Consider the following 21,457-nt stretch of genomic DNA (forward strand, 5'->3'; position numbering starts at 1 on the left):
CCGGGCTACTGTACAAGATAGGGTTTTGTGTAGGTTTTGGATCTGGATCCAAAGATGTCGTCTTCGGGGAAATCGCCAACCAGATACGGGTGCATGCCCTGATTTTTCAAATTTTTCATGAACTTACCAAACCCTGTCAGGTCGACCATTTTTGGCGCTTCGGCAAGGTGGTTCGGTTGGGTTATTCCGATATCCTCTACCACGACCTGCAAGTACTCCATCGGAGATTCAACGAACTCCGCCAGCGACCAGATCCGGATCCTTGAACCGCTGCGCGCTGTTGCCAAAGCCTGTAGCTGTTTGCTTTCGATCTGCTGTAATCGCGCAGATCGAGCGCGGATATCCGCAAAATTCAAGTTTGATCGGAAAAGTGGCAATGCCCATGCACCGGAAATTACCGATATCTGAGCGTTTTTGTCCCGTGCCAGAAAACTGCAGATATTTTGCGTATCAAATGGGCCAAACTGAAAACACTGTCGTTCGCCGCGCGTGTTCCAGATGAGGTTCGATAAGAACGCCTCGGGGTTGTAGTCACGTAGCTTAGCACAGGAGCTGAGCCCTCCTGTTGTCGTTGCTTCGTTACTTGCAAACTTGGCGCCGGTTGGATCGAACAGATGCCCGTGGACGCAGGCGCTTGTGGTATTTGCCAACCAAGGTTCGAAATCTTCAAACAATTCTGCATAGCCCTGAAAGACCGAATATGGAAATGCGGTCAGCGCGCTGCCTTTTCGATGGCGCGGGAAACGACCCTGCATATAAAGCCCCTCGCGGCCTTTGGTGCGCCTGTCGACCGCCTTGGCAAATAGCCGATCAATTTTGCCGGGGTTGGGCTCGGCCGGTTTGATGGCGCTGGCCTGATCGGTCAGAAAGGCCTGATACAGTCGCTCGGCCCGAGGCCAGATCTTACGGGCCACAAAACAATCAGATCGTCGCAGCAATTGCAGGTGATCGTCATAAAACACATGCGGACGCCCCTGATAGTCAAACTTCGAAAGCGTCAGGGATCGGCTTTCGATATGTGTTGAATAGAGCCGTGTCAGGGTCTGAAAATAGCTTTCATCCGGGATCCAAACGCGGCGGAAATAGTTGTCATAGCTTTTGCGCTTTGGGTCTTGCAGGATCGCAGACAGGGTTTGCCGGGTCAGGCACCACCATTGGCTACCCATATGCGGCACCAACCCTTCGGGGATCTTGCGCCGCACACCCAATGAGCGTTGTACCCTGACATAAAAATCGAAGAGTTTGCGCTGCTTGCGCCAGGAAAACGGGAAGCGCAGCGTAAACCGTTCCAGATCCAGCCCGCCAACTGTCCAGGTCACGTCAGCGGTGGTCGCACTTTCGATGAAATCGACGCGGGGGCGTTCGGCCAGATAGTCGATCAGCTCGGGGATCGGACGTAGGGGCAGGCAGGCGCCCGATGACAGGAATACATGCCGCACATCCGGGAAACCATCCAGCAATTGAGCCGCCGCACTTTGCGAGGCCGCAACGATGCCCCAGCCGCCCCATTCGCAGACATGGCGCTTGGAAAACCGGATCAGAGGATCGTTGGCACAGGCGGTAGCAAAGGCTGAATAGACATCGTTTTGAACTTTGCGGTCCACATGGATCACCACAGGGCAGCCCGAGGCGGTCCAATGCCGCGCGATCTGTTCTGCGCGATCCAGATCCGCATGCACAAGCATGACGACGCCAAGGCTGCTCATGCCCAGTTTCCTTTCGACATCAGCCCCAAAATCTCAAGCTGACGCCAGTTCAGATATTTCTCGGACCAGTCATTCCAGAATACCGGCTGCGCGTCGAGCTGATCAGCATAGGCCTGATATTCACCGGACCCGCGATAATGTTCGCCGCGTGCAACCTCTTCCTTTGCTTTGGCACCCAACGTGTCAATCAGCTTGGCGTGCAACAAAACCCCACAGGTTTTTTCACCACCCGCCTCTTCGTAGACCTGGTTCAACCCGCGAGGCAAAAGCGAGTGGGTTGAACTGACATAGGCATAGCGTCGGTTCCATTTGACCAGCGGGATCTTGTTCAGCGCCGGCGCTTTCTTTGGGGTGTCCTGAAAAAACACACGCGCCCGCGCCCCGCCCTGAATCCAGAGATTGCCGTAAGTGGGGTTCCGCGTGATCATGTGGTTGCCAGAATCGAACCACTGGGCGATCTCAAACGGATCTTGCCCCTCGCGATAGGGTACATCCTCGATCCGGCCTTTTGGGTACATGTCGATCAGCATCGTCCCAAAACTGCGCACACCAGTGCCCTGCAGCCAATCTGTCAGGGCGCGGATCGGGCGGCTGTCGCAGAAGGGATAGACAAAGAACTCATCCGGGTCGACCGTCAGAACCCAATGGCCATGCGCATATTTCCGCAGCAGATAGTTCGACCAATCGATCCCATAGGTGGATTTGCGATAGCTGGCGGTTGTGCTCCAGGTTGAAACGTCAGATTGACTGGTCAGAAACTCGGCGGTTCCGTCTGTGCTGTCATTGTCGACAAACAGAAAGTGATCGACACCCAACCGCCGGTAATAGTCCAGAAAATACGGCAGCCGGATTTTTTCGTTCCGCACCACACAGACCAGGAGGATGTCATCGGGGCGGATCGACTTGGCCGCATTGCGGAGGGGTTTGAGTTCACGCCGCTTGCGCACACACCGGATCAAACGGCGCTTGCGCCGCAATCTCATGCGATAGGAGTCCAAAAGGCTCACGCGACTGCCCCACCTTTTCTGAAACGCGAGCATGCCCAATGTTGGATACGGCCTGAAAGTACCCGGGCAATTGCCGTGTTATGCCATTTTTCAAGCCTATGAGGCAACGGGTTTAAAACCGGTTTACGTCCCCGCGGGCAGTGACCAGTCGATTTCGGACATCAAGCCAAGGTTTTGCAGCTGCGCGCCGCCTTCAAACCGCGTCGACTGACCGGTCCAAAGATCGGGCGCGTCGCTGATCCCGTCATAGTAGGGGGCAAATTGATCGGGGTCGTGGAAATGCTGCCGTCGCGCCTTTTCGATGCTGGATTTTGCAACGACTTCGGGCAGAAACTTGGTGTGCAGCAACACACCAGAAGCAGCTTTGCCGGCAGGCCCATCATAGGCAAAGTTCAAATCGCGCGGCAGGGCGGAATGTGTCGAATTTACATAAGCATAATGACGGTGCCACCGGATCAGAGGGATCTTGTTCAGGGTCGGCGATCGTTCTGGCTTGTCGGTAAAGAAGGCCCGTTCCCGCACACCGCCTTGAACCCACAGATTGCCCAATGGTTCTTGCCTTTGCGCGCGGTACGGGCCTGCGTCAAACCAGTTCAGAACTTCTGTCGGATCGGTGCCGGGAACATATCTCTGCTGCGCCAGCGGCCCTTTGGGGTAAAGATCCAACATCAATGCGCCAAAGGCGTTCTGGCCCCGGGATTGCAAAAGCTTTGTCAGATCGGTCAGCGGATGCTTATCGGATCCGGCATAGGTCAGCAACTCGTCCGTATCCACAGTCAGGGCCCAATGGTCCTGCGCAAAACGCATCTGGAGCCAGGTCAGCCAATCGACACCAAACCGCGCCGCGCGATAGCTTGCCGAGGTTTGCCATAAGGATACGTCAGGCTGTTCTATCAGGAATTCTGCGGTGCCATCGTCGCTTTGGTTGTCGACCATCAGGAAATGATCGACCCCCAAGCGTCGGTAGTGGTGCAGAAACCAGGGCAGACGGGTGATTTCGTTGCGCAGGGTGGTAAAGGCCAAAATGGCATCCGGAGCGATCAGACGGGTGCGGTTGGACAGTTTCGTCAGCGCGTGACGACTGCGAAAGGACCGCCAGAGCAAGCGTTTGCGCCGCAGGCGCAGCCGATAAAGCTGCATCCAGCTCGCCGCCGTCACCCGCCCCTCATTTTTCGTAGGATCCGTTTTGATGCCAGCGCCAGGCATCTGCGATCATCGTCTCTAACGTTGACCTTTTGGCGTTCCATCCCAGCTCATCCCTTGCCCGGTCAGAGCCGGATACAAGCCGGGTGCAATCGCCTGCGCGGCGGTTTCCAATAGAATGGGGCACGGCGCGGTTGGTCACCGCCTGCGATTTCTCGATCACCTCCATCACCGAAAACCCCGAACCCGTGCCAAGGTTGAACACGCGAGAGCCCTTGCCGGATTTCAGCCATTCCAGCCCCAACACATGGGCGTCCACCAGATCGCAGACATGCACATAATCCCGGATGCACGTGCCATCCGGCGTGTCATAATCGGTGCCAAACACGGTCAACGCGTCGCGTTTGCCATCAATCGCATCCAACATCAGCGGGATCAGGTGCGTCTCGGGGCGGTGAAACTCGCCCACCTCGCCGTCGGGGTCGGCGCCGGCCACGTTGAAATAGCGAAAGATCACATGGTTCAGCCCGTGCGAGGCGCCGAAATCGCGCAAAATATCCTCAATCGCGCGCTTCGAGGCACCATAGGCGTTCAACGGATATTGCGCGCTGTTTTCGTCCAGAACCACATTATCCTGATCGCCATAGGTGGCGCAGGTCGATGAAAACACGAAGTTCAGGCAATCGGCGGCCACAGCGGCTTCGATCAGGGTCAACGAGCCCATGACGTTGTTGGCCCAGTAGCGCCCGGGCTCGGACATCGCTTCGCCCACCTGGCTGAGGGCGGCGAAATGCATCACGGCCTGGGGATGATATTTGGCAAACACCTCATCCAACCGCGCCCTGTCGCGCAGGTCGCCCTGTTCAAAGGGCCCGAATTTGACCGCATCTTGCCAGCCGGTGCTGAGGTTGTCATAGGTGACGGGCACATAGCCCGCCTGCGCCAGCGCCTTGCATGCGTGCGAGCCGATATAGCCTGCACCACCGGTCACAAGGATATGCGTCATTCCAACCCCATCGTGGCCATCATCTCTTCGATCTTGGCCACGTCTTGCGGGTTGTTCAATTCCCAGAACTGGCGGCCTTTGGCCTCAACCTCGACACACAAGACCTTGCGCCCGTTTTCCATGAATCGCAGCTGTTCCAGCCCTTCCAGGGTTTCCAACGGGCCGGTGGGCCAGCCGGGATAGGCGGCCAATGCATCGGGGCGGTATGCATAGACTCCAACATGGTGGAATACGGGTGTTTCGTCGGTACCCGCATAGGTGTCTGAGGTGAACGGGATCACCTCTTTCGAGAAATAAAGCGCACTGTGATCGGTGCCGAATACTGCGGTGGTGCCGCCGACGCGCCCGTGCTTGCGGTCATTCAACAGCCCGTTCAACGCGTCTCCGTCACAGCGCAGGACCGGGGTGGCGATTTCCGCCTCGGGCGCGGCATTCAAACCTTTGACCAGATCTTCGATGAACCAATGGGGCGTCAGCGGCGCGTCGCCTTGCAGGTTGACGACAATATCGTACCCGCCACCCAAGGCCACATGGGTCTCGGCGCAGCGTTCGGTGCCGTTGGCGCAGGTGTCAGAGGTCATCACAACCTCGGCCCCGAATGCTTCCGAGACCTCGCGAATGCGGTCATCGTCGGTGGCCACTACCACCCGGTCCACGCCCGATACCGAACAGGCGGCGCGCCACGAGCGTTCGATCAGCGTCATCGACACGCCGCTTGCACCGGTCAGTGGCACCAAAGGTTTGCCCGGATACCGGGTCGAGGCATAGCGGGCAGGGATGGCAATCAGGACAGACATCAAGCCTCTTTCAGGTCAACACCCGGAGCGTAGGCAATAAAGAACGGGTTTGCATAGCCGTCCTTGCCATATTTCAGCGGCGTATGGTCGTCAAAGCGCACAACTTGGCCCCCGGCGCCTGCCAAAACGGCATGACCGGCAGCCGTGTCCCACTCCATCGTGCGACCGACGCGGGGATAAAGATCAGCCTCACCTGTCGCCACCAGACAGAATTTCAGGGACGAGCCCGCGCTTTTGCTGTCTTTGACCTGATATTTGTTGATGTAGTCTTCGGTCGCCTGATCACGATGCGATTTGGATGCGACGATCATCAGGGAAGAATTGTCCGGTTTAGACACTGATATCGCGGTGACTGGGCCAGGAGCATCTTTGTCCAGAGAACCGGTCTCTTCGACCGCCTGACCATCGGGCTGCGTATAGAACATTCGACCTTTCGCAGGCGCATAAACCACGCCGCGCGTCGGTACACCGTTTTCGACCAGCGCGATATTAACGGTAAAATCACCGCGTCGGTTGATGAACTCTTTGGTGCCGTCCAGGGGATCGACGATCAGGAATGTGTCGCCCTTTTCGGAATGCGAGGCAGCCTGTTCTTCGGTGACCAGTAGAATATCAGGGAAGGCAGCGCGTAAGCCGGCCGAGATCAGGGCATCGGCAGCCTCATCCGCCTCGGTCACGGGGCTGGCATCGGATTTGACTTTGACGTCGAAATCATCCGCATCATAAATCTTCATAATTGTGTCGCCAGCTTCCAAAGCCAGACGTCTGATGACAGGAATTAGCGCGTCGTAAGTCACAAATTGCTCCGTTCACGGGGTTTGTTGATCCAAAATCCTGACGGACTTATGATGCGCTGGAAACGGAACAGCAAGAATTTCGTGCCAGATTGTTGGCCAAACAGCAGGATGACCAAAACCAGTGTTCAAGTTTGAGCGAAACCAATCGCTTCTGGGCGGCGCCTTCACCACGATGGAATTGGTGTTTCATGCGATCGTACGAAACATACGGTCGCAGCATTCCAATGCCGTGCTGGCTGTGTTGATGAACATTGTCCAGATATTGGTGATCGTCACCGTTTTTTATCTGATCATGTCGCTGCTGGGTACGCGGATCGCAAAAATCCGCGGCGATTTCATTCTTTTTCTGCTCTCGGGCGTCTTTTTGTTCATGACCCATATCAAGGCCGTGGGCTCGGTCGCCGGGCTTGGCACGGCCAACAATCCGCTGACACTGCATTCACCAATGAACTTTTCGGTTGTCCTTATGGCGGCTGCGTTCGGTCAGCTTTACACGCAGGTTGTGTCAATTTTGGTAATTTTGCTTGTTTACGTCGTTCTTATAGGGCCGGTGGATATCCAGAACCCAGGCGGCGCGTTCGCAATGCTGATGTTGGCGTGGTTCACCGGATGTGCGGTTGGTGTGGTGTTCTTGGCGCTCTCACCTTGGTTTCCAAGGACAGTCAGTATTCTCACCCAAGTTTATCGCCGTATGAACATGCTGTTCTCGGGCAAGATGTTTGTTGGCAACGCGCTGGGCGGTTTCATGCTGAGCCTGTTCACTTGGAACCCGCTGTTTCATGCCATCGACCAGTGCCGGGGCTTTGTGTTCCGAAACTACTATCCGCGAAATTCCAGCTGGGAATATGCGCTTTGGGTTGGAATTGTGTTGCTGATGATTGGTCTTCTGGCCGAGTTCTATACCCGCCAGCATGTATCCAAAAGCTGGGACGCAAGGCGTTAGGTCGCCACGCGTAGCGTCAGGTTGATGCGCCCGCCCTTGGGCAGCAACCGGGATGAGCCAAAACGGATCCGGTCAATCCCGTGATAGGTCAGCCGCGCAGGCCCTCCCATCACAACGACATCACCAGAACTCAGCCAGATCGACTCGGTCTTTCCGCCGCGCGACGTGTTGCCAATCCGAAATAGTGCATCGTCACCCAGCGAGATCGACAGGACCGGCCAGGAAAAATCGGCCTCGTCCTTGTCCTGATGCATACCCATGCGCGTGTTCTCACCATAGTAGTTGATCAGGCAGCAATCCGGTGCGCGTTCGGCCTTGGTGATATCGTACCAAATGTTCAGGATAGCGTCCGGAATAGACGGCCACGTCATGCCCTTGGGGTGATGATCCTGATATCTGTACCCGCTCTTGTCAGACACCCATCCCAATGCGCCTGCCGAGGTCATGCGAACCGACATGTGTTTGCCGGAAGGCGTTGTGGGATGGAACAAAGGCGCGGCCTTAAGAATCGGGCGCAGCCTCTCGACCAGCGCTGTCTGAGCGTGCGCATCCAGATAGCCCTTTCGGATGTCAAAACCCCGCAACAGCAGCTGAGTCATATTCGGTTTTCCCGATCCTTACCAAAACCTTGACAAAAAAGGGCTCAGAATCCTGAAAACCAGCGATTTACAACGCTTGCAGCCCCCTGTTTGCGCCCTTATATACGCCGAGACGCGCGATGGTGTAGTGCTGTCGCGCACTTCAGATCGGGGACAGGATGCCATAATGGGTCCGGCCCTCGGGACATCGCCTTGAAGAGAAAGGGATTGAAAGAATGGGAAAAGTAATCGGGATTGACCTCGGAACCACCAACTCCTGCGTTGCGATCATGGACGGCTCGCAGCCGAAGGTCATCGAAAACGCCGAAGGGGCGCGGACCACGCCCTCGATTGTCGCCTTCACCGAAGATGAGCGACTGGTCGGTCAGCCTGCAAAACGTCAGGCGGTCACCAACCCCGACAACACGATCTTTGGTGTTAAACGTCTGATCGGTCGTCGTGTGGATGATGCCGAAGTCGAAAAAGACAAGAAGATGGTGCCGTATTCCATCGTTGATGGCGGCAATGGCGACGCATGGGTAGAAGCCCGCGGCGAAAAGTACTCCCCAAGCCAGATCTCGGCCTTCACTCTGGGCAAGATGAAGGAAACCGCCGAGAGCTATTTGGGTGAGGAAGTCACGCAGGCGGTCATCACCGTTCCGGCCTATTTCAACGACGCACAGCGTCAGGCCACCAAAGACGCCGGTAAAATCGCCGGTCTGGAAGTGCTGCGGATCATCAACGAACCGACAGCGGCTGCTCTGGCCTATGGTCTGGACAAGGAAGAAACCCAAACCATCGCTGTCTATGACCTTGGTGGCGGTACTTTCGATGTGACCATCCTGGAAATCGACGACGGCCTGTTCGAAGTTAAGTCGACCAATGGTGACACCTTCCTGGGCGGTGAAGACTTTGACATGCGCATCGTCAACTATCTGGCGGATGAGTTCAAAAAGGAACACGGCGTTGACCTGAGCCAGGACAAGATGGCCCTGCAGCGTCTGAAAGAAGCCGCTGAAAAAGCCAAGATCGAGCTCAGCTCGACCTCGCAGACCGAAATCAACCAGCCGTTCATCTCGATGGGTTCGAACGGTCAGCCGCTGCACATGGTCATGAAACTGACCCGTGCCAAACTGGAATCGCTGGTCTCGGATCTGATCAAGAAGTCGATGAAACCCTGCCAGGCTGCTCTGAAAGATGCGGGCCTGTCGGCTGGCGACGTGGATGAGGTTGTTCTGGTCGGTGGTATGACCCGGATGCCGAAAGTGATCGAAGAGGTCACCAAATTCTTCGGCAAAGAGCCGCACAAGGGTGTGAACCCGGATGAGGTTGTTGCCATGGGCGCCGCCATTCAGGCCGGTGTTCTGCAAGGTGACGTCAAAGACGTGGTTCTGCTGGACGTGACCCCGCTGTCTCTGGGCATCGAGACACTGGGTGGCGTGTTCACCCGTTTGATCGACCGCAACACCACGATCCCGACTAAAAAGTCTCAGGTCTTCTCGACCGCCGAAGACAACCAGAACGCCGTAACCATTCGCGTGTTCCAGGGTGAGCGGGAAATGGCTGCGGACAACAAGATCCTGGGTCAATTCAACCTGGAAGAAATCCCGCCCGCACCGCGCGGCATGCCTCAGATCGAGGTGACTTTTGACATCGACGCCAACGGCATTGTCTCGGTTTCGGCCAAAGACAAAGGCACCGGCAAAGAGCAGAAGATCACGATCCAGGCCTCTGGTGGTCTGTCGGATGACGACATCGAAAAGATGGTCAAGGACGCCGAGGAAAATGCCGAGGCAGATAAGGCCCGCAAAGAGCTGGTCGAAGCCAAGAACCAGGCCGAAAGCCTTGTCCACGCGACCGAGAAATCGATCGAGGATCATGGCGACAAGGTTGATCCGTCGACCGTCGAAGCAATCGAACTGGCTGTTGCCGCGCTCAAGGATGAGCTGGAAACAGACAATGCCGATAAGATCAAAGCCGGCATCCAGAACGTGACCGAAGCGGCGATGAAACTGGGTGAAGCGATCTATAAGGCGCAGTCGGAAGAGGCCGAAGACGAACCTGCGGCAGCGGATGCGGCACCGGGCGATGACGATATCGTCGATGCCGAGTTCGAAGATCTGGACGACGACAAGCGTAACTAACGGGTCACCGGGCCAATCGGGGCCGGTCCGGGTATCGGGCCGGCCCATCTACGTTGAGGCAGAAGGAAATACTGATGTCAAAACGCGACTATTACGACGTGCTCGGCGTGTCCAAGGGCGCTTCGGCGGATGAGATCAAGAAAGGCTTTCGCAAGAAGGCCAAGGAATTGCATCCCGACCGCAACAAAGACAATCCCGACGCCGAGGCGCAGTTCAAAGAGGCCAATGAGGCCTATGACGTTCTGCGTGATGCCGAGAAAAAGGCGGCTTATGACCGCTTTGGTCACGCCGCGTTTGAAAACGGTATGGGCGGTAGCGGTCGCCCGGGTGGCGGTTTCGGCCAGGGTGACTTCTCGAGCGCGTTTTCCGATGTGTTTGACGACCTGTTCGGCGACTTCATGGGCGGACAGCGTGGCGGCGGCGGTGGACGTCGCGCGGCGCGCGGCTCGGACCTGCGCTATAACCTGCGCGTGACGCTGGAAGAGGCTTTTGCTGGCCTGCAGAAAACCATCAATGTTCCGACCGCTGTTGCGTGTTCGGCCTGTGAGGGCACGGGTGCTGAAGGCGGTGCCGAGCCAACCACCTGCCCGACCTGTTCGGGCATGGGCAAAGTCCGTGCGCAACAGGGCTTTTTCACGGTTGAACGCACCTGTCCGACCTGTTCCGGTCTGGGCCAGATCATCAAGAACCCCTGCAAATCTTGCCAGGGTGCGGGTCGGGTCGAAAAAGACCGGGCTTTGTCGGTGAATATTCCGGCAGGTGTCGAAACAGGAACGCGCATTCGTCTGGCTGGCGAGGGCGAGGCTGGTATGCGCGGTGGCCCTCCGGGCGATCTTTATATCTTCCTCGAAGTGACGGAACATAAGCTCTTCGAACGTGACAGTGTGAACCTTTATTGTCGGGTGCCGGTCAGCATGGCCAAAGCCGCGCTGGGCGGATCGATTGAAGTGCCGACAATTGATGGCGGGCGCGGTCGTATCCAGATCCCGGCCGGCAGCCAATCCGGTCGCCAAATGCGTCTGCGCGGCAAAGGTATGCCCGCCCTGCGCGGTGGCGGCACGGGTGAAATGTTCATCGAGTTGGCGGTCGAAACGCCGGTGAACCTGACCAGCCGTCAAAAAGAACTGCTGCGAGAGTTCGATGATCTGGGTGAAGACAACCACCCGGAATCCAAAAGCTTTTTCTCGTCTGTCAAATCCTTCTGGGATGGCATGAAAGGCTGAACGGCCTTCAGGTGGGGGCGCTGCCCCCGCCGCCCTTCGGGCGACTTCCCCGAGGTATTTGCAAACAGAAGAAGACTGGATCCGTTCTTCATCTGGCTGAAAATATCCCTGAGCGCGAGGCAGAGCCTCGCAAAAACCTCTTGATTCTTTTTGCCTTGCCTGAGATGTTCCGCGCCAACCGTTGGGGTGCCCTGGTCAAGGGGCTGAGAGGTGCTGGCGCATCAACCCATCGAACCTGATCCGGGCAATACCGGCGGAGGGAACGGTCTTAACACTACAGACGTTTTCCAAGCCCGTTGCCCCAGAATTGATGGAGCATTCGGATGGCGCCTATTGCGCTGACAATCGCAGGGTCGGACAGCGGCGGTGGTGCCGGCATTCAAGCGGATCTGAAAGCCATGTCTGCGTTGGGTGTTTACGGAGCCAGCGTGATCACCGCAGTGACCGCGCAGAACACCAAAGCAGTGACCGCAGTGCATGGCATCCCGCTCGATGTAGTCTCAGCCCAGATTGCTGCGGTTCTGGATGATCTTGACGTGCGCGCGATCAAGATCGGTATGTTGGCGACGCCTGGTATCATTCACACAGTGGCCAAGGCGATTTCGGGCTTTGAGGGGCCAATCGTACTGGATCCGGTAATGGTCGCCAAATCGGGGGATGCCCTTCTGGCGAGCGAGGCCGTTCAGACTCTGCGTGACGCCCTGCTACCGCGCGCCACTGTTCTGACCCCCAATTTGCCAGAAGCGGCACGCTTGCTGGATCAGCCAGAGGCGCAAACGTTGGAAGACATGACTTCGCAGGGCCGCGCGCTCTGTGCCCTTGGTGCGAAGGCAGTTCTCATGAAGGGCGGTCACGGGTCAGGAGACATGTGCAACGATCTGCTGATCGACGGGTCAGGCACGCTGAGTGCATTCAAAGCACCGCGTCAGGCAACCAAGAACACTCATGGCACCGGATGCACGCTGTCATCGGCGATTGCAGCGGGCCTGGCGAAAGGCCTTTCACTTGAGGTCGCAGTTGCTGAGGCGCATGCATATCTACAAGGGGCGATACGGGCGGCGGATGATCTGAAGATTGGGCAGGGCCATGGACCCGTGCATCACTTTCACAAGGTTTGGTCTGCGTGACAGTTTGGTCGGTCATAGGGGCAGGCGTTGCCGGATTGGCGGTGGCCAGTGAGCTGGCAGCGCGCGGCGCGACTGTGCAGGTTTTTGACCCCGGTGGCCCTCCGGGGCCGCATGGGTGTTCCTGGTGGGCCGGGGGCATGTTGGCGCCGTGGTGTGAGTTCGAAAACGCGGAAGAGCCGGTCTTGCGCTTGGGCCAAGAGGCGCTGGGGTGGTGGGCTGCACGCACCAAGGTGGATCGCTTGGGCACGCTGGTCGTAGCCAATGCTCGGGATCTGCCGGACTTGCGCCGTTTCGCGCGCCGCACGCATGGGTTCCAAGAGGTTGTAACCGACGATATCGCCCAATTAGAGCCTGATCTTCATGGTTTTGGCAAAGGCCTGTTCTTTGTGGATGAGGCGCATCTTGATCCGCGCCGCGCCTTGAATGACCTCTATCACACCCTGAAGAAACAGGGGGTCGTATTTCACAAGGTTCCCGCGCCCGAGGCGTTGGACAATGTTATCGATTGCCGCGGGTTGCATGCACGAGAGAGTTTGACAGACCTGCGGGGCGTAAAGGGCGAGATGCTGGTGATCCGCTGCCCGGAGGTTACGCTCACCCGTCCTGTCCGCCTGCTGCATCCGCGCATGCCGCTTTATATCGTGCCGCGCGGGGACGGGGTTTATATGCTGGGCGCGACGATGATCGAGTCCGAGGATAGCGACAGGATCACCGCGCGGTCGATGCTGGAATTGCTCAGCGCGGCATATGCGTTGAATCCCGGTTTTGGTGAGGCGGAGGTGCTGGAAATCGGTGTCGATCTGCGTCCCGCCTTCCCTGACAACCTACCGCGCATCCGCCGCCGGGGCGGTCGGATCTATGCCAACGGGCTATATCGACACGGATACCTTCTGGCACCTGCCCTGGCGCAGGGTGTGGCGGACTTGGCGCTTGAGAACAAACATTCGGAGATGGTCGATGAAGATCGTGCTTAACGGCGAAGCGCGCGAGGTGCAGGCTGAAACTCTGTCGGACCTTTTGGACGAGTGCGGATATTCGGGCCGTGTCGCCACGGCGGTGAATGAAGACTTCGTGCCCTCCAGCCTTCGCATCGCGCTCAAGCTTGTTGATGGCGACAGGGTTGAAGTTGTTGCACCGATGCAGGGGGGCTGAGGATGAAGAGGTTTTACGGCACGGAACTGCCGAACCCATTGATGCTGGGCACGGCGCAATATCCCAGCCCTGCGATTTTGGAACAGGCTTTTCGCGAAAGCGGCGCTGGGGTGGCGACGGTTTCATTGCGGCGCGAATCTGGGGCTGGGCAGACGTTTTGGAAGATGATTCAAGAGCTTGGGGTCCTGATTCTGCCCAACACGGCCGGGTGTCATACCGTGAAAGAGGCGGTGACCACCGCGCAGATGGCGCGCGAGGTGTTTGATACCAAATGGATCAAGCTGGAGCTGATCGGGCACACTGACAGTCTTCAACCGGATGTGTTCCAACTGGTTGAGGCCGCGCGCATCCTGACAGGCGAAGGGTTTCAGGTCTTTCCCTATACAACCGATGATTTGATCGTGGGCGAACGTCTATTGGCCGCTGGGTGCGAAGTGTTGATGCCCTGGGGCGCGCCCATTGGGTCCGGGCGTGGTCTAAACAACGCATACGCCCTGCGTGCGATGCGGGCCGAGTTTCCCGACGTGCCGCTGGTGATCGATGCGGGCATCGGCCTGCCCAGCCACGCGGCGCAGGCTATGGAGTTGGGCTATGACGCCGTATTGCTTAACACGGCCGTAGCGCGCGCGGGCGATCCGGTTTTGATGGCCAAAGCCATGATGCAGGCCATCCAGGCCGGTCAACTGGCCCATCAGGCCGACCCGATCGAGGTGCGCGATATGGCCGAAGCCTCGACCCCTGTTATCGGAAAGGCGTTCCTGTCATGACGCTGGATCGTTTCTATCCGATCTTCGACCACTCGGACTGGCTACGGCGGATGCTGCCGCTTGGCGTCAAGCTGGTGCAGCTTCGGGTCAAGGATCAACAGCATGATATGGTGCGCGAACAGATTGCCCTTTCGCGTGATCTTTGCCGTCAGCACGGCGCTATCCTTGTCGTGAATGACTATTGGCAGATGGCGATTGACCTCGGCTGTGACTGGATCCATCTGGGGCAGGAAGACCTGGATGATGCAGATCTGGAAGCCATCCGGAAAGCGGGTCTAAAACTGGGTGTTTCCACGCATGACGATGATGAGCTGGAGCGCGTGCTGGCGATGGATCCCGACTATGTGGCGCTGGGGCCTGTTTACCCGACCATCCTGAAAAAGATGAAATGGCATCAGCAGGGGCTGCCGCGTGTGACCGAATGGAAGGCCCGAGTGGGTGAGATTCCTTTGGTGGGTATCGGTGGGATGAGCGTCGAGCGTGCCGCGGGTGTTTTGCAGGCCGGGGCCGATACCGTCTCAGTTGTCACGGACATCACCTTGAACGCCGACCCCGAGGCTCGGGTGCGTCAATGGATCGAGGCAACCAGATGAGCCGCTATGCCCGCCAGCTCTTGTTGTCCGAGGTTGGCCCAGACGGGCAGGCCCGCCTTGCGTCGGCCCATGTTCTGGTCGTTGGGGCGGGGGGATTGGCCGCTCCGGCTTTGCCTTTGCTGGCGGGGGCCGGGGTCGGGCGGATCACCATTGTCGATGGTGACACAGTTGATCTGTCGAACCTGCATCGCCAGACCTTGTTTTCTGAGGCCGATCAGGGGCGTTCCAAAGCCGAAGCAGCTGCCGCGCGTTGTCGTGCCTTGAACGGTGACATTGAGGTCGCAGATCTTGCGCAGGTATTGACCGCTGAAAACGCGCAGGCGTTGGTGGCGCAGGCGGATGTGGTGCTGGATTGCGCAGACAGTTATGCCGCCAGCTATATCCTCTCGGATACGTGTCTGGCGTTGCACAAACCTCTGATCTCGGCATCGGTTCTGGGGCTTTCCGGTTATGTGGGCGGGTTTTGCGGCGGGGCGCCGTCACTCCGTGCGCTATTCCCGGACGCGCCGGACAGCAGCGCCAGCTGCGCGACAGCGGGCGTTTTGGGGCCGGTCGTGGCTAGTATTGGTGCGATGCAGGCGCAGATGGCGTTGAACCTGATCCTGCAGATTGATCCATCGCCCCTGGGACAGATGGTTCAGTTTGATGGTCGGACCCTGAGCAGCACGTCATTCAGATTTGACACCGCACCTGAGCCAGACAGCTGCTTCCGCTTTCTCTCAGCCGGGCAGTTGACCGCTCAGGATCACATCGTTGATCTCCGCAGCATCGAAGAAGCGCCGATACCCGCGCATCCCGACGCAATGCGCGTACTGCCCGAAAACCTTCATGAAATAGAGCCTAACACGGACAAAAGGCTGGTACTCTGTTGCGCCACCGGGCTGCGCGCCTGGCGTGCTGCTGAACAAATTCAACCGGATTGGCCGGGCGAGATTGTGCTCGTTGCGGCCGCAACCTCGTGAATGAAAAGGAACCGCAAGATATGAAGAAACTGATTGCAGCGATTGCCCTGCTCACCGCCGCGCCAGCCTGGGCCGAGGATAAGATGACCGTTTTGCTGGACTGGTTCGTGAACCCCGACCATGGCCCCATCATCGTGGCGCAGGAAAACGGCTATTTCGCGGATGAAGGGCTTGAGGTTGAGATTGTGCCGCCCGCCGACCCGTCGGCTCCGCCGCGTCTGGTGGCCGCCGGGCAGGCCGATCTGGCGGTATCCTATCAGCCGCAATTGCACTTGCAGATCCATGAAGGTCTGCCGCTGAAACGCGTGGGCACTCTGGTCGCGACACCGCTGAACTGTCTGCTGGTTCTGGAAGACGGGCCGATCAAATCGCTGGCGGATCTGCGCGGCAAAAAGATCGGGTTTTCGGTTGCAGGCGTGGAAGAGGCGATCCTGACCACTTTGCTAAGCCAGCATGATATCGGGTTGGATGAGATCGAGTTGATCAACGTCAACTTTTCGCTGTCCCCGTCCCTGATGGCCAATCAGGTGGATGCAGTAATCGGTGCGTTTCGGAACTTTGAGCTGAACCAGATGGATATCGAAGGTGTCGCGGGCCGGTGTTTCTATATCGAAGAAGAAGGCATCCCGTCTTATGACGAACTGATCTATGTGGCCAATCCCGACACGATGGATGCAGACATGATCGCGCGTTTCCTGGCCGCGACCGAGAAAGCGACGCAATACATCGTCAACAACCCCGAAAAAAGCTGGGAGATCTTTGCAGCAACCTCGCCCGAATTGCAGGATGAACTGAACGCACGCGCTTGGGTGGATACTCTGCCCCGGTTTGCTTTGCGTCCGGCAGGGTTCGACGCTGGTCGCTATGCCCGGTTCGAGCAGTTTCTGAAAGACAGCGGCATGATCGACAGCCTGAACCCGGTCAGCGAAATCGCCATCGACGTGACCGCGCAATGAGCGGATATGGTAAGGCCTTTGCCTTGATGCGCGACGCCGTACCGGGGCCGTGGCGGGACTATACCCATCACGCTTTTGTCGAAGGTCTGAAAGATGGAACGCTGCCGCACGCGGCGTTCCTGCACTATTTGCGTCAGGATTATGTGTTCCTGATCCATTTCTCGCGCGCCTGGGCGCTGGCGGTGGTCAAGTCGGAAACGCATTCCGAGATGTTGGCGGCTGTGGGCACAGTGAACGCTCTGATCACCGAAGAGATGCAGCTACATATTGGTGTTTGCGAGGCTGCGGGTATATCGCAGAAGGAGCTGTTCTCGTCCGCTGAGCGCGCTGAGAATCTGGCCTATACCCGTTTTGTGCTTGAGGCCGGATATAGCGGCGATCTGCTCGACTTGCTGGCGGCGCTTGCACCTTGCGTGATGGGCTATGGTGAGATCGGCGCGCGGCTGAAGGCCGAGGCCACATCTGATACTTATGCCGATTGGATCAACGCCTATGCCGGTAACGAGTATCAAGGCGCGTGTCAGGCGGTTGGAGAGTTGCTGGATCAGGCTCTAACACGGCGTCTTGGCGCGGATTTCCACGCCTCACCCCGATGGGACCGCTTGTGCCAGACCTTCCGCACCGCGACCGAACTGGAGGTGAACTTCTGGCAGATGGGCCTGAACCCGTGACACAAGCGCCCGATCTGACCATCAACGGCACAGCCACCATTGACGGCGCGACGCTGTTCGCGCCGCTGACCCTGACGCTTGCGTCTGGGGCATGGACCTGTTTGCTGGGCGGATCGGGTGTTGGCAAAACCACTGTTCTGCGCTTGATCGCCGGGCTTGAAACCGGGGCAGCATTCCAAGGCCAGATCACTGCAAGTGATGGGAAACCGGTGGCCGATCGGGTGGCCTATATGGCGCAGGACGACCTGTTGCTGCCTTGGGCGACAGTGGCGCAGAACGTGTCTTTGGGCGCGCGACTGCGGGGCGAAAAGGTCGACCTGGATCGCCGCGATCGGTTGATCGAGCGGATGCGGTTGCAGGATCATATGGCCAAGAAACCGGCGGAACTGTCCGGCGGGCAACGGCAACGTGTGGCGCTGGCCCGGACTTTGATGGAAGACCGCCCCTTTGTTTTGCTGGATGAGCCTTTTTCAGCGCTGGATGCCCGGACCCGTGCGGATATGCAGGATCTGGCAGCCGAGGCGTTGCAAGGCCGGACGGTTTTGCTGGTCACGCATGACCCGGCCGAGGCTGCGCGTTTGGGTCAGTCGATCACCGTAATGACGCGGGATGGCCTGACACCTTGCGCGCCGCCTAAAGCGCCCGCGCCGCGCCATGTGGACGATCTTGAGACGCTCGAGACGCAAGGCGCTCTTTTGCGCCTGCTGCGGGAGGGGGTGGCGTGAAGTACCTGTCTGCCCTTGCCGCGACCGTCTTTGCGCTTGCCTTGTGGCAAGGCATTGTCTGGGTGACCGGGTTGCCAAAGTTCATCCTGCCCGGGCCCCGCGTGGTTGCCGAAACCTGGTGGCAGAACCGGTGGCTGATTGCGGAACATACCTGGATCACGGGTATCGAAGTGATCATCGGTTTAGCCTGTGGCACGCTTTTGGGTGTGATCACGGCCTTGCAACTGGCAATTTCCCGTGCCGCACGTGTGCTGGTGCAACCGATGTTGGTCTTTACTCAGGCGCTGCCCGTTTTTGCACTGGCGCCGTTGCTGACACTGTGGCTGGGCTATGGCCTGTGGTCCAAGGTCGCCATGGCGGTTTTGATCATCTATTTCCCGATCACTTCGTCCTTTTTTGACGGTCTGATGCGGACGCCTCCGGGGTATCTGGATCTGGCGCGCACGATGCAGGCCAGCAAACGCTCGGTGCTATGGCATATCCGTATTCCGGCGGCCTTGCCGTCGCTGGCTTCGGGTTTGCGTCTGGCCGCTGTTTATGCGCCGATTGGTGCGGTGATTGGTGAATGGGTCGGGTCCTCGAAAGGGTTGGGGTATCTGATGTTACTGGCCAATGGTCGGGCCAAGACGGATCTGATGTTTGCAGCCATGCTGACACTGGGCGTGTTTTCCATCCTTCTGCATATGGTTATCCGACGCGCCACGGCGCGGATGGCGGGTGAGACGCGTTAACGTTTCGGAAACCGATTCTGGGCCAGTGTCGGGGCATGACACAGGATGCATTCGCCGAAGCCCCCATGTTGTTTGACACAGACGAAGCGCCGGCGCAGCCGCTGCCCGGTGGTCGGTTACCCTCCTACATCAAAGATCACCGCAAGCGGCTGCGCGAACGGTTCATGGCGGGTGGCTCGGCTGCGATCCCGGATTATGAGTTGCTGGAATTGGTGCTATTCCGCGCGATCCCTCGGCAGGATGTGAAGCCTTTGGCGCGGGCTTTGTTGGATGCGTTTGGGGATTTCAACCGCGTGCTGACCGCGCCCGAGGAGCGACTACGCCAGATCAAGGGTGTCGGGGATTCCGTGATCACCGATCTGAAAATCCTTGAGGCCTGCGCGCATCGCATGGCCCGCGCGCGCGTGATGCAGCGGCATGTGATCTCGGGCTGGGATGCGCTTCTGGATTATTGCCACACCACAATGGCCCATCGCGAGACCGAGCAGTTCCGGGTGTTTTATCTGGACCGCAAAAACGTTCTGATCGCGGATGAGGAACAGGCCAAGGGCACGGTGGATCACGTGCCGGTTTACCCGCGCGAGGTGGCGAAACGCGCGCTTGAACTGAACGCCTCGGCCCTGATCCTGGTGCATAATCATCCCTCTGGCGATCCGACGCCGTCGCAATCGGATATCGACATGACCAACCGGATTCAGGATGCCTGTCTGGCGCTGAGGCTGACGTTGCATGATCATCTGATCATTGGGAAATCGACAGAACTCAGCTTTCGGGCGCAGGGGTATCTTTAGGGGGCTTTGCCCCCTCTTGGCCCAAGGGCCAATTCACCCCCACCGTATTTTTGACAAGAAGAAGCTCGGGATTATTGCACCCAGATCTCGACCCGTCGGTTGACCTTGCGGCCCCATTCGCTGTCGTCGCAGGCCATGGGCATGGCTTCTCCGAACCCATCGACAAGCAGTTCGACCGTTTCGGGGATTTCGGTTTCAACGGCGGCAAGCACTGCGTTGCGGACGGTGCGCGCGCGCAGTTGCGCGATCCGGGCGTTGGCCGACGCGGCGCCGCTGCCATCGCTGAACCCGACAAAGGTCAGCTGACGGCCTTCAAATGTTCCGGCCTCCAGCGCTTGGGCCAGTTGCAGGATATTGGCCCGCGATTGCGCGTCAGGGCGCGAAGACCCAGGCTCGAACCGGAAGGACAGAGACAGGCGGTCGGATGGGCGCATAACGGCGATCATGCGTTGTAACTCTTCCAGTCCAACCTCGGCCCCGCCCGAGGCGATGGCATTGGCCAGGCGATCCCCCTGTGCGCTAACCCCAAGCATCTCGGGTGCCTGATCCACATAACCCGCTTGCCGGATCACGTCCTGGGCGGCGGGGCTTTGCGAGAAGGCCAGAAACTGTCGCGCGATGCGGGGCAGGCGGCGTGCGGGCAGGTACAGGAACATGGGCGAGGTCAGAGGATAGTCCTCGGTCTTGATCGATTGCCGGGTGGCGGCCAGCGCATGACCGCACCCACCTGCAAGGGGCAGCGCGCGTGTCTCGCCCGTTCCGGCCTGGCTGGTGATACCGATGGCAAACGGATCACGGGCCACGGCACGGATCAGGTCAGCATTTTGATCATGGGGTATGGTTGCTTCGGTCAATTGCAGCTTTGCCGGGCTCAGAAGCTGGTCTTCGATCACCTGGCGCAACCCCGTACCGGCACCCGGCACGTGCAGCGCAATTGGCGCATCCGGTCCGCCCAGATCGAGCCAGTTCTGTACTTCGCCCGACAGGATGCGGGCCAGGTCAACCAATGAGATCTGGCGGAAAGGGTTTTCGTCGGCAACAACCGGCACCATCGCGTCCAGTGCAACGATGCGAGAGCGGCGCGTTTGGGTCAGATCACCCAGTCTAGCCGCGCGCGCGGCTTCGTTTTCGGCGTCGCGCACGGCGCGCAGGGCCAGCACCACATCGGTCTCGTCCGCGATTAGATCGGCGAAGCCATCATCAGTTGTGCCAGTGCGAAAGCTGAACCGTGCCATCGGGGCGTTACGATCTGGCTTTGACATCTCGAACTGAATTGTTGAGTCATCCAGCTGGGTGCGGGTCGCGGTCATCCCTTCTTGATCTGCGAACCCCTTTATCAGGGCGGGCAACACGGTTTCCGCCATGACTGACGAGCCGGAAAACCGAACTTCGGCCACAAAGTCGATCAGGTTGGGGCAGGCCAGCCCCTCACATGTCACGCCCGAGCCGTCTACAGTCAGCTCTCCGAACTGGGTGGCGACCCGGTAGAATTCGCCGTCATAGGACAGCAGGTTGCCGGTGACTTCGACCTTGCCATCATGGGATGTCAGGGTGATGTCCTGAGCCTGCACGATCACCGAATTGGACAGCCAGATCAGCGCGGCCGCCGCCATACGGAAAAAGGTCATGAAAGTTTGA

The 21,457-nt window shown here is 58.5% G+C and carries 22 protein-coding genes and 1 riboswitch; of the genes, 14 read left to right on the plus strand and 8 right to left on the minus strand.

From position 1 onward, the window contains the following. Positions 1–5: 5 nt before the first annotated feature. The 6 genes from GOX45_RS02000 to cysQ all read right to left on the minus strand — a co-directional run bounded on the left by GOX45_RS02000 (position 6) and on the right by cysQ (position 6,456). The gene (locus tag GOX45_RS02000; protein WP_171097461.1) at positions 6–1,706 is read right to left on the minus strand and encodes a beta-1,6-N-acetylglucosaminyltransferase; all 1,701 of its coding nucleotides are present in this window, start codon (positions 1,704–1,706) and stop codon (positions 6–8) included. After that, entirely contained in the window at positions 1,703–2,689 is a 987-nt protein-coding gene (locus tag GOX45_RS02005; RefSeq protein WP_171098124.1) for a glycosyltransferase family 2 protein, read from the minus strand. The genes GOX45_RS02000 and GOX45_RS02005 overlap by 4 nt, the downstream gene beginning before the upstream one ends. A gap of 147 nt (positions 2,690–2,836) precedes the next feature. After that, positions 2,837–3,853, minus strand: a complete 1,017-nt coding sequence (locus GOX45_RS02010) for a glycosyltransferase family 2 protein (RefSeq protein ID WP_171098126.1) — start codon at positions 3,851–3,853, stop codon at positions 2,837–2,839. Positions 3,854–3,878: 25 nt separating this feature from the next. Continuing rightward, positions 3,879–4,862, minus strand: a complete 984-nt coding sequence (gene galE / locus GOX45_RS02015; RefSeq protein WP_171097463.1) for a UDP-glucose 4-epimerase GalE — start codon at positions 4,860–4,862, stop codon at positions 3,879–3,881. After that, entirely contained in the window at positions 4,859–5,659 is an 801-nt protein-coding gene (locus GOX45_RS02020) for a manno-octulosonate cytidylyltransferase (RefSeq protein WP_171097465.1), read from the minus strand. Before GOX45_RS02020 ends, galE begins: the two co-directional genes overlap by 4 nt. Continuing rightward, the gene (gene cysQ / locus GOX45_RS02025) at positions 5,659–6,456 is read right to left on the minus strand and encodes a 3'(2'),5'-bisphosphate nucleotidase CysQ (RefSeq protein ID WP_171097467.1); all 798 of its coding nucleotides are present in this window, start codon (positions 6,454–6,456) and stop codon (positions 5,659–5,661) included. Before cysQ ends, GOX45_RS02020 begins: the two co-directional genes overlap by 1 nt. A 121-nt stretch (positions 6,457–6,577) precedes the next feature. Between cysQ and GOX45_RS02030 the strand changes: the two genes are divergently transcribed. Continuing rightward, positions 6,578–7,399: an ABC transporter permease gene (locus GOX45_RS02030; protein ID WP_171097468.1), complete on the plus strand. Its 822-nt coding sequence runs from the start codon at positions 6,578–6,580 to the stop codon at positions 7,397–7,399. Here GOX45_RS02030 and GOX45_RS02035 read toward each other — a convergent pair. Next, positions 7,396–7,998 carry an alpha-ketoglutarate-dependent dioxygenase AlkB gene (locus tag GOX45_RS02035; protein ID WP_171097470.1) on the minus strand — a complete coding sequence of 201 codons (603 nt, stop codon included), beginning with the start codon at positions 7,996–7,998 and terminating at the stop codon, positions 7,396–7,398. The two genes, GOX45_RS02030 and GOX45_RS02035, sit on opposite strands and share 4 nt — an antisense overlap. A gap of 215 nt (positions 7,999–8,213) precedes the next feature. On the opposite strand from GOX45_RS02035, the gene dnaK reads away from it, so the two are divergent. The 13 genes from dnaK to radC all read left to right on the plus strand — a co-directional run bounded on the left by dnaK (position 8,214) and on the right by radC (position 19,819). Beyond that, a complete protein-coding gene (dnaK, locus tag GOX45_RS02040) occupies positions 8,214–10,121 on the plus strand; it encodes a molecular chaperone DnaK (RefSeq protein WP_171097471.1) in 1,908 nt (635 codons plus the stop codon). 74 nt (positions 10,122–10,195) lie between these two features. Beyond that, positions 10,196–11,344 carry a molecular chaperone DnaJ gene (gene dnaJ / locus GOX45_RS02045; RefSeq protein ID WP_171097473.1) on the plus strand — a complete coding sequence of 383 codons (1,149 nt, stop codon included), beginning with the start codon at positions 10,196–10,198 and terminating at the stop codon, positions 11,342–11,344. A gap of 172 nt (positions 11,345–11,516) precedes the next feature. Then, positions 11,517–11,623, plus strand: a riboswitch (TPP riboswitch). Between the two features lie 44 nt (positions 11,624–11,667). After that, positions 11,668–12,471: a bifunctional hydroxymethylpyrimidine kinase/phosphomethylpyrimidine kinase gene (thiD, locus tag GOX45_RS02050; RefSeq protein ID WP_171097474.1), complete on the plus strand. Its 804-nt coding sequence runs from the start codon at positions 11,668–11,670 to the stop codon at positions 12,469–12,471. Beyond that, on the plus strand, positions 12,468–13,445 hold the full coding sequence (locus GOX45_RS02055; RefSeq protein ID WP_171097476.1) for an FAD-dependent oxidoreductase: 978 nt from the start codon (positions 12,468–12,470) through the stop codon (positions 13,443–13,445). Before thiD ends, GOX45_RS02055 begins: the two co-directional genes overlap by 4 nt. Next, positions 13,429–13,623, plus strand: a complete 195-nt coding sequence (gene thiS, locus GOX45_RS02060; RefSeq protein WP_171097477.1) for a sulfur carrier protein ThiS — start codon at positions 13,429–13,431, stop codon at positions 13,621–13,623. The genes GOX45_RS02055 and thiS overlap by 17 nt, the downstream gene beginning before the upstream one ends. A gap of 2 nt (positions 13,624–13,625) precedes the next feature. Beyond that, positions 13,626–14,390, plus strand: a complete 765-nt coding sequence (locus GOX45_RS02065) for a thiazole synthase (protein WP_171097479.1) — start codon at positions 13,626–13,628, stop codon at positions 14,388–14,390. Then, positions 14,387–14,983: a thiamine phosphate synthase gene (locus GOX45_RS02070; RefSeq protein WP_171097481.1), complete on the plus strand. Its 597-nt coding sequence runs from the start codon at positions 14,387–14,389 to the stop codon at positions 14,981–14,983. Before GOX45_RS02065 ends, GOX45_RS02070 begins: the two co-directional genes overlap by 4 nt. Then, complete coding sequence (locus tag GOX45_RS02075; protein WP_171098127.1) at positions 14,980–15,945, plus strand: ThiF family adenylyltransferase; 966 nt, start codon at positions 14,980–14,982, stop codon at positions 15,943–15,945. The genes GOX45_RS02070 and GOX45_RS02075 overlap by 4 nt, the downstream gene beginning before the upstream one ends. Positions 15,946–15,965: 20 nt before the next feature. Next, the gene (locus GOX45_RS02080) at positions 15,966–16,901 is read left to right on the plus strand and encodes an ABC transporter substrate-binding protein (RefSeq protein ID WP_171097483.1); all 936 of its coding nucleotides are present in this window, start codon (positions 15,966–15,968) and stop codon (positions 16,899–16,901) included. Then, a complete protein-coding gene (tenA, locus tag GOX45_RS02085; protein WP_171097486.1) occupies positions 16,898–17,572 on the plus strand; it encodes a thiaminase II in 675 nt (224 codons plus the stop codon). The genes GOX45_RS02080 and tenA overlap by 4 nt, the downstream gene beginning before the upstream one ends. After that, positions 17,569–18,297, plus strand: a complete 729-nt coding sequence (locus GOX45_RS02090) for an ATP-binding cassette domain-containing protein (protein ID WP_171097489.1) — start codon at positions 17,569–17,571, stop codon at positions 18,295–18,297. The genes tenA and GOX45_RS02090 overlap by 4 nt, the downstream gene beginning before the upstream one ends. Next, on the plus strand, positions 18,294–19,028 hold the full coding sequence (locus GOX45_RS02095; protein ID WP_171097491.1) for an ABC transporter permease: 735 nt from the start codon (positions 18,294–18,296) through the stop codon (positions 19,026–19,028). The genes GOX45_RS02090 and GOX45_RS02095 overlap by 4 nt, the downstream gene beginning before the upstream one ends. Before the next feature lie 35 nt (positions 19,029–19,063). Beyond that, positions 19,064–19,819, plus strand: coding sequence for a DNA repair protein RadC (gene radC / locus GOX45_RS02100; RefSeq protein WP_171097493.1), 756 nt, complete (start codon positions 19,064–19,066; stop codon positions 19,817–19,819). 71 nt (positions 19,820–19,890) lie between these two features. On the opposite strand, the gene GOX45_RS02105 is transcribed toward radC, so the two are convergent. Next, positions 19,891–21,447, minus strand: a complete 1,557-nt coding sequence (locus GOX45_RS02105) for a phosphate ABC transporter substrate-binding/OmpA family protein (protein WP_171097496.1) — start codon at positions 21,445–21,447, stop codon at positions 19,891–19,893. Between the last annotated feature and the right edge of the window lie 10 nt (positions 21,448–21,457).

Source organism: Ruegeria sp. HKCCD7255, assembly GCF_013031565.1.
Classification (GTDB): domain Bacteria; phylum Pseudomonadota; class Alphaproteobacteria; order Rhodobacterales; family Rhodobacteraceae; genus Ruegeria.

Bases quoted from the DNA above. Each gene is read 5' to 3' on its own strand.
- GOX45_RS02000 (WP_171097461.1), bottom strand. From the start codon at position 1,706: ATGAGCAGCCTTGGCGTCGTCATGCTTGTGCATGCGGATCTGGATCGC.
- GOX45_RS02005 (WP_171098124.1), bottom strand. From the start codon at position 2,689: ATGAGATTGCGGCGCAAGCGCCGTTTGATCCGGTGTGTGCGCAAGCGG.
- GOX45_RS02010 (WP_171098126.1), bottom strand. From the start codon at position 3,853: ATGCAGCTTTATCGGCTGCGCCTGCGGCGCAAACGCTTGCTCTGGCGG.
- galE (WP_171097463.1), bottom strand. From the start codon at position 4,862: ATGACGCATATCCTTGTGACCGGTGGTGCAGGCTATATCGGCTCGCAC.
- GOX45_RS02020 (WP_171097465.1), bottom strand. From the start codon at position 5,659: ATGTCTGTCCTGATTGCCATCCCTGCCCGCTATGCCTCGACCCGGTAT.
- GOX45_RS02035 (WP_171097470.1), bottom strand. From the start codon at position 7,998: ATGACTCAGCTGCTGTTGCGGGGTTTTGACATCCGAAAGGGCTATCTG.
- dnaK (WP_171097471.1), top strand. From the start codon at position 8,214: ATGGGAAAAGTAATCGGGATTGACCTCGGAACCACCAACTCCTGCGTT.
- dnaJ (WP_171097473.1), top strand. From the start codon at position 10,196: ATGTCAAAACGCGACTATTACGACGTGCTCGGCGTGTCCAAGGGCGCT.
- thiD (WP_171097474.1), top strand. From the start codon at position 11,668: ATGGCGCCTATTGCGCTGACAATCGCAGGGTCGGACAGCGGCGGTGGT.
- thiS (WP_171097477.1), top strand. From the start codon at position 13,429: ATGAAGATCGTGCTTAACGGCGAAGCGCGCGAGGTGCAGGCTGAAACT.
- GOX45_RS02065 (WP_171097479.1), top strand. From the start codon at position 13,626: ATGAAGAGGTTTTACGGCACGGAACTGCCGAACCCATTGATGCTGGGC.
- GOX45_RS02070 (WP_171097481.1), top strand. From the start codon at position 14,387: ATGACGCTGGATCGTTTCTATCCGATCTTCGACCACTCGGACTGGCTA.
- GOX45_RS02075 (WP_171098127.1), top strand. From the start codon at position 14,980: ATGAGCCGCTATGCCCGCCAGCTCTTGTTGTCCGAGGTTGGCCCAGAC.
- GOX45_RS02080 (WP_171097483.1), top strand. From the start codon at position 15,966: ATGAAGAAACTGATTGCAGCGATTGCCCTGCTCACCGCCGCGCCAGCC.
- tenA (WP_171097486.1), top strand. From the start codon at position 16,898: ATGAGCGGATATGGTAAGGCCTTTGCCTTGATGCGCGACGCCGTACCG.
- radC (WP_171097493.1), top strand. From the start codon at position 19,064: ATGACACAGGATGCATTCGCCGAAGCCCCCATGTTGTTTGACACAGAC.
- GOX45_RS02105 (WP_171097496.1), bottom strand. From the start codon at position 21,447: ATGACCTTTTTCCGTATGGCGGCGGCCGCGCTGATCTGGCTGTCCAAT.